Here is a 6405-nt window from a genome sequence, read left to right as displayed (position 1 = left end):
TCTTGACAACATCAAGGGTCTGCTTCTCTTCGGTTCCGACAAAGAGGATTCCGATAACGTTCCCAAATCTGTCTTTGATCGGCTCATATGCCGTAACGTACTGGATCCCAAACAGGTCGCGTGATCCATAGAATGTCCTGTCTCCGATAACCGAGTATTCATAAACATCCATGGTGAGCCATGTCCCTACAGCCCGGCCTCCCTCTTCATTTTTCACATTGGTGGCTATCCTGACGGCATGGTCATCATAGACCTGGAAGACCGTTGCCGCTCCACCGACGAGTGCCTGTACCCGGTCGACGATCTCGAAGTTGTCATTGACAACGTATTTACTCCCGTCTGCGCTGATAAGGGTCATCTGCCCGTCAATGATCTCCGGGGTGCCGTGCTGGTAGAACTGCTGGCGCAGGACATTCAGGTCGCTGTCCACCTTGCTCCTTGTTAAGGTGTAGACATCATTTGTCCACCCTTTCATGTCTACGCCCTGTGTCTGCAGGAGCGTTTCGATCTGCTGGGTGATGACGCCTGTAGAGCTTGTGTATGAAACCACCCCGACAAGCGATGTCGGAATGATCGCAAGAAGAAGGCAGATCACCAGGATCTTTGTTCCAACTTTCATATCTGGGAAGAACCGTATCATGCTATACCTCCCGGAGCGTTATTCCGGAACCGTTTTAATCTGAATGTTTGCTGTATTATCCTGTTCGTTGACCAGCATCGACTCATCTGTCAGGAGGGCTTTTCCATCAATGACGATCAGGTCTCCGACAATGCCGATGAGGTGGCTTTCTGGAATACCCGTCTCTGCTGTTGGCGGGGAGAATGGTTTTTTGAGATGTGATGTGCCCCTGATCCGATCGACAAGGAGGCCGAATGTCATCCTGCCATCCGAGAGGATGATCACGCGGTTGAAGTCGGTCAGTCCCACTTCGGGCATCCCGAAGAATTTCCTGAGATCAACGAGAGAGATGATTCTGCCCCTGACAACTGATATGCCGGTAATAAATGGGGGTATTCCGGGCACAGGAGTGATCTCTCCGGTCAGGATCACCTCCCTGACATACTGCATCTCGACAGCATATTCGACATATCCAAGTGAGAACCTGAGGATCTCCTGATAGGTGATCTGCTCATCCGTATTATCCGGAAGAGTGATTGAGCGTGCGCGGCGCTCAAGAATTGCCTGTGCCTCCCGGTCTTTTGGGGGCTCAATGGATCGGGAGAGCGGTACAAGAGAGAGATCGTCGATGATGATTGTCCCGTCTTCTGCAATGCTTGTGCCGGTCAGCTCTCCCGGGAATGTGGTTTTTAATGCCGTAATTCCTTCGATTGCAGTGGCACAGAGGGCAATCTCACCCTCTTTGATGGCTGTGATAATCAGGGAATCGGATGCCTGTATCACCCGTCTCTCTTTGAAATCGAGTGCAAGCACCGGTATCTGTTTCCCATGGAAATTGATCACTCCTCCTGACTCTTCATCGATGGTGACCACCTTGAGCGTGGATCGGATGATGCTGAGAGGGAGGGCATACTTTTTTCCGTGTTCGCAAAAGCGGAGGTGTTCTGTCATGGCAGATAAAAAGGTATCTTCTTCGTGACGAGATAACTGTTGTGAAAGGGATGGTATCAACACCGGCACCGACTTCGTGAAATGTCGAACTTCTGTTCGTTAGATATATCTAATACGAAGCCATAGCAGTACAGGTGAAATCCGGACATCACCAGCAGCTGGCAGAAAAGATAGCGGGAGAGATCACACTCTCGGATATGCCCGGCAAAGCGCTCAAAAAATGGCGGACGAGCTTCAAAATTTCACCGGGCGTCCTTGCAGAGCACCTCGGTTTCTCTCCGTCGGTGATCAGCGACTATGAGAGCGGGAGGCGTAAAAGCCCCGGCACCGCTGTTGTCGGGAAGATCGTCGACAGCCTCTTTGCAATTGATGAGGCAAATGGCGGATCATATCTGGAGAAGTATTCTAAGATGCTCTTCTCAAATCTTGATGAGGATGTCATCTATGATCTCCATGACTTCTCAGATGCGGTTCCGATGGTCGAGCTTGCCGATCTCATCAACTGCCATCTCATCTGCGGCGATGCAGATCACAGTGTTGTCGGCTATACAGTCGTCAACAGTGTAAATGCAATACTTACGCTTTCGCCAAACGAATTTAACAGGATCTATGGGTGGAGTACAGAACGGGCACTGATCTTCACGGATGTATCCAGCGGCAAATCCCCGATGGTTGCGATCCGCGTCACCCCGTTCAAGCCACCCTGTGTGATTCTCCAGGGAATAGATCACGATCTGGTTCATCCCCTGGTGAAGAAACTGGCTGAACGTGACCGGATTAGCGTCTTCTCAACAGCAGATTCAGTAAAAGACATCATTAAAAAACTGAGGAAACAGGCATGGTAGGCATAATCACCTATGGGGCATATATCCCACGCTTCCGGATTAAGGTCGAGGAGATCGCCCGCGTTTGGGGGGCGAACCCGGCTGAGATCTCAGGCGGCCTTGGGGTCTATGAGAAGTCGGTTCCGGATCTTGACGAGAATACTGCAACCATTGCGGTTGAGGCGGCACGATCCGCGCTCGCACGCCGGAGGATTAACCCTGATGATATCGGGGCGGTCTATGTCGGATCCGAGTCGCATCCCTATGCGGTGAAACCGACAGCGGTCACCGTCGGCGAGGCGATCGGAGCAACGCCTGTCATGACTGCGGCTGATTACGAATTTGCCTGTAAGGCGGGAACTGCGGCAATACAGACCTGTATGGGGCTTGTCGGATCAGGGATGATACAATACGGCCTTGCGATCGGTGCAGATATCGCACAGGGTGCACCTGGTGATGCACTGGAATATACCGCAGCTGCCGGTGGGGCTGCATTTCTGATCGGAAACGAGGATCCGATTGCAGAGATCAATGCCACCCATTCGTACACAAGCGATACCCCTGATTTCTGGCGAAGGGAAGGGCAGTCGTATCCAAGACACGGGGGCCGTTTCTCAGGCGATCCCGGGTACTTCAAGCATGTCCTTGGCGCAAGCCGCCTCCTCTTTGAGCGGGAAGGAAAAAAACCGGCAGATTACGATTATGCCGTCTTCCACCAGCCGAATGCGAAGTTCCCAACCCGTGCGGCCCAGATCCTCGGGTTTACAAAGGAACAGTACCTGCCAGGGCTTGTCGTCCCGACTGTTGGAAACACATACTCGGGTGCATCTCCGGTCGGCCTTGCGGCAACACTGGATATTGCAGAGCCTGGCGATCAGATCTTTGTCTGTAGCTATGGCTCAGGCTCTGGATCAGATGCCTTCGATATTACGGTGACAGATGCGATCACGTCGGTTATCGATCGATCACAGGCACCCACCGTTGCAGAACTCCAGAAGAATCTCAGGTATCTCGATTATGCATTGTATGCCAGACACAAAGGGAAGATAGTGATGCAAGAATGAGAGATGTGGCAGTAATCGGAATTGGCTGTTCGAAGTTTGGCGAGCGCTGGGATACCTCGTTCCGCGAACTATTTGTCGAGGCAGGGACCCTCGCAATCGAGGATGCAGGGATCGATGGCGAATCTATTGATGCACTCTATGTCGGAAACATGAGTGCAGGTAGATTTGTTGAACAGGAGCATATCGGGGCATTAATTGCAGATTATGCCGGACTTACCCGTGCAGGCCATACCCCGGCGACACGGGTTGAGGCGGCATGCGCTTCAGGCGGCCTCGCCTTCCGGCAGGCGGTGCTTGCGGTTGCGTCAGGCATGGAGGATATCGTCGTTGCAGCCGGTGTCGAAAAGATGACCGATGCCGGGGATTCGACTGATGTCCTTGCAGCAGCCGCAGACCGTGAGTGGGAAGGGTTTGCAGGCGCAACATTCCCAGGACTGTATGCGATGATCGCAACAGACTATATGCACCGCTATTCGCTTACACGCGAGCAGCTTGCAATGGTTGCGGTCAAAAACCATTACCATGGATCGATGAACCCGATCTCGCAGTTCCAGAATGAGATCACAATAGACACTGTCCTGAGATCGACTCTTGTTGCCGATCCCCTCCGTCTCTTCGACTGCTCTCCTGTCTCTGACGGGAGTGCGGCGGTTGTTGTTGCACCGCTTGAAATGGCACGCGACTTTACCGATGCCCCGGTTACGGTGATCGGTACCGCACAGGCAAGCGACACGATAGCACTTCATGACCGGCGGGACATATCGACCCTTGATGCATCGGTTGCCGCCGGAAACCGGGTCTTTGAACGGGCACGGGTTGACCGGAAAGATGTTGATCTCGTTGAGGTGCATGACTGTTTCACGATTGCAGAGATCTGTGCTGTTGAAGATCTTGGATTTGTGAAGAAGGGTGAAGCAGGCATGCTCTATGAGGAGGGTCAGACCTATATCGGAGGTGACCTGCCGGTGAATACTTCGGGCGGCCTCAAAGCATGCGGCCATCCGGTTGGTGCGACCGGACTGAAACAGGTCTGGGAGGTTGTCACCCAGCTCCGTGGCGAGGCCGGGAAGCGGCAGGTTGATGGGGCTGAGATTGGCATGACCCAGAATGTCGGTGGATCAGGTGCAACTGTTGTCTGCCATCTCTTCAGGAGGGTGTAAAACTATGACTGTTGCGCGATTCTGGAGGAAGATTCCCCAGCGGTATAACCTGATCGGAACGAAATGCGAGAACTGCGGTACGGTCTTCTTCCCGCCACGTTCTCTCTGCCCGGATTGCCGGAGGGATGGAAAGATCGTTGATCACCACTGCTCCGGCCGGGGGAAGGTTGTCACCTATACGGTGATCAGAACAGCAAGCGACCAGTTCTCGAACCTGACTCCGTATGTCCTTGCGATCATCGAGCTTGAGGATGGTTGCCGTCTCACCTCACAGGTGATCTGCGATCCATCGGAGATCACCTTCGGGATGCCGGTTAGATCGGTCTTCAGGGTGATAGCAGAAGACGGGCCTTCCGGTATTATCCATTACGGGACGAAATTCGTCCCGTCATGACCTTTTTTAATGTCATAGGCCGCGTGCCATCTCCCGGCAGAGTACGATCGCAGGAACCGCTCGGTGATTTTGCAGCCCGGGAGAACCGATCCGATCCTCTCCCTGTATTTTCCCTCTTCTTCCTGGAGTGCATAGAGATGGATGGTGCCGCCGGGTTTTGTGATCTGATCGGCAACCGGCAGGAAATCTGCTGCGATCATCGGGAGATTCATCAGGACGCGGTCGAATGTGCCTTGGAAGAGTTCTCCAAGGCGGCGTGCGTCTCCGAGCATCGGGAGGACATTTCTGGTATGGTTTGTCAGGAGGTTCTCTCTCAGGAGATGGATTGCAGAGGGGTTCTTATCGCAGGCGAGGATCCAGGATGCCCTGCCTGAAAGGGCGATTGGAAACGGCCCCACGCCGCAGAACATGTCGCAGATCACTTCGCCTTCCTGTACAGCTGATTGGATCCTCTGGCGTTCTGTTGCAAGCCGGGATGAGAAGTACGCCTGCGAGAGATCGATTGTGAGCCGGTGGCCATACTCCGAGATGGTTGTCCGTGTGGTGGGAATGCCTGCCAGGGTAGTGAATGATTTTGTCCGGAATTCTCCTTCGACTGCTCCATCAGAATAGAGAACGGTATGGGTGGATGGGCGTGCTTTTAAGATCTCTTCTGCTCCCGATACATCATTCTCCTGCATAATCACAATACCGCCGACCTGTTCGTGCCGGGGCAGCGGCGGCGGTGCCTGTATCTCCTCAAAGAGGGCGCGCTCGGTACCGGGAGGCGAACCTGTGACAGGGATGAGGAGTTCTGATCCATCTGCCCTTGGACGGAGGGTGCGATCCAGTGTATCGCCTGCAATAAGCTCCTGCCGTCTTCTCTCCCCCTCAACTTTCTGAACCCTGACGGCCCATCCCTCTTTCATCAGTACAGGATGGTGCGGATACTTCTTATTGGTGTTTGGTTAATCACTCTGTATGGGAAAGGGTGTGCCGGAGATCCTCCGGGATGTATCTTTGGGTGTGCGGATGACAGAGCAGGATGCAACAGTCCTCCTCTCTGCAACCGGAAGGGACGTGCTCAGGATTGCAGAAGCAGCAGATGAGGCACGGGAGATTGCTGTTGGTGATGCTGTAACTTTTGTCAGGAACCAGAATATCAATGTGACAAATGTCTGCGTAAATTCCTGCGGTTTTTGTGGTTTTTCTAGAAAACCCGGTGATCCTAATGCCTATGAGCACACGCTCGAGACGGTTGTGAGGAAGGCAAGGGAGGCACTTGAACAGCACCAGATCACTGAGATCTGTTCGGTCTCAGGTCTTCATCCCGACTATGATGCCGATCAGTATGCCGGGATCATAGCGGCAATCCGTGAAGGTGCGCCGGGTGTTCATATCCATGCAGGAAACC

General features: G+C 53.4%; 8 protein-coding genes. 5 read left to right on the top strand and 3 right to left on the bottom strand.

The window, feature by feature from the left end:
• Positions 1-640, bottom strand: a 640-nt coding sequence (locus QCH34_RS04670) for a Cache 3/Cache 2 fusion domain-containing protein (RefSeq protein ID WP_300330879.1), incomplete at its 3' end; no start/stop codon positions are given.
• Between the two features lie 18 nt (positions 641-658).
• Positions 659-1570: a chemotaxis protein CheW gene (locus tag QCH34_RS04665; RefSeq protein ID WP_300330875.1), complete on the bottom strand. Its 912-nt coding sequence runs from the start codon at positions 1568-1570 to the stop codon at positions 659-661.
• Between the two features lie 134 nt (positions 1571-1704).
• Between QCH34_RS04665 and QCH34_RS04660 the strand changes: the two genes are divergently transcribed.
• The 4 genes from QCH34_RS04660 to QCH34_RS04645 are packed head-to-tail and all read left to right on the top strand — an operon-like array spanning position 1705 to position 5012.
• Positions 1705-2415 (top strand): helix-turn-helix domain-containing protein, encoded by a 711-nt coding sequence (locus tag QCH34_RS04660; protein ID WP_300330871.1) that lies wholly within the window; start codon positions 1705-1707, stop codon positions 2413-2415.
• Positions 2409-3458: a hydroxymethylglutaryl-CoA synthase gene (locus QCH34_RS04655; RefSeq protein WP_300330866.1), complete on the top strand. Its 1050-nt coding sequence runs from the start codon at positions 2409-2411 to the stop codon at positions 3456-3458. Before QCH34_RS04660 ends, QCH34_RS04655 begins: the two co-directional genes overlap by 7 nt.
• Positions 3455-4618 (top strand): thiolase domain-containing protein, encoded by a 1164-nt coding sequence (locus QCH34_RS04650; protein WP_300330863.1) that lies wholly within the window; start codon positions 3455-3457, stop codon positions 4616-4618. Before QCH34_RS04655 ends, QCH34_RS04650 begins: the two co-directional genes overlap by 4 nt.
• 4 nt (positions 4619-4622) lie before the next feature.
• Positions 4623-5012: a Zn-ribbon domain-containing OB-fold protein gene (locus tag QCH34_RS04645; RefSeq protein ID WP_300330860.1), complete on the top strand. Its 390-nt coding sequence runs from the start codon at positions 4623-4625 to the stop codon at positions 5010-5012.
• On the opposite strand, the gene QCH34_RS04640 is transcribed toward QCH34_RS04645, so the two are convergent.
• Entirely contained in the window at positions 4985-5920 is a 936-nt protein-coding gene (locus QCH34_RS04640; RefSeq protein ID WP_300330857.1) for a class I SAM-dependent methyltransferase family protein, read from the bottom strand. The two genes, QCH34_RS04645 and QCH34_RS04640, sit on opposite strands and share 28 nt — an antisense overlap.
• 52 nt (positions 5921-5972) lie before the next feature.
• On the opposite strand from QCH34_RS04640, the gene QCH34_RS04635 reads away from it, so the two are divergent.
• A partial coding sequence (locus tag QCH34_RS04635; protein ID WP_366898336.1) for a radical SAM protein occupies positions 5973-6405 on the top strand: 433 nt, incomplete at its 3' end.

The sequence above is a fragment of the Methanocalculus sp. genome (assembly GCF_029762515.1).
Classification (GTDB): domain Archaea; phylum Halobacteriota; class Methanomicrobia; order Methanomicrobiales; family Methanocorpusculaceae; genus Methanocalculus.
This window is presented reverse-complemented; position numbering and strand designations above follow the sequence as displayed.

Coding starts and splice junctions, on each gene's coding strand:
- QCH34_RS04645 (WP_300330860.1), top strand. CDS start 4,623: ATGACTGTTGCGCGATTCTGGAGGAAGATTCCCCAGCGGTATAACCTG.
- QCH34_RS04655 (WP_300330866.1), top strand. CDS start 2,409: ATGGTAGGCATAATCACCTATGGGGCATATATCCCACGCTTCCGGATT.
- QCH34_RS04640 (WP_300330857.1), bottom strand. CDS start 5,920: ATGAAAGAGGGATGGGCCGTCAGGGTTCAGAAAGTTGAGGGGGAGAGA.
- QCH34_RS04650 (WP_300330863.1), top strand. CDS start 3,455: ATGAGAGATGTGGCAGTAATCGGAATTGGCTGTTCGAAGTTTGGCGAG.
- QCH34_RS04665 (WP_300330875.1), bottom strand. CDS start 1,570: ATGACAGAACACCTCCGCTTTTGCGAACACGGAAAAAAGTATGCCCTC.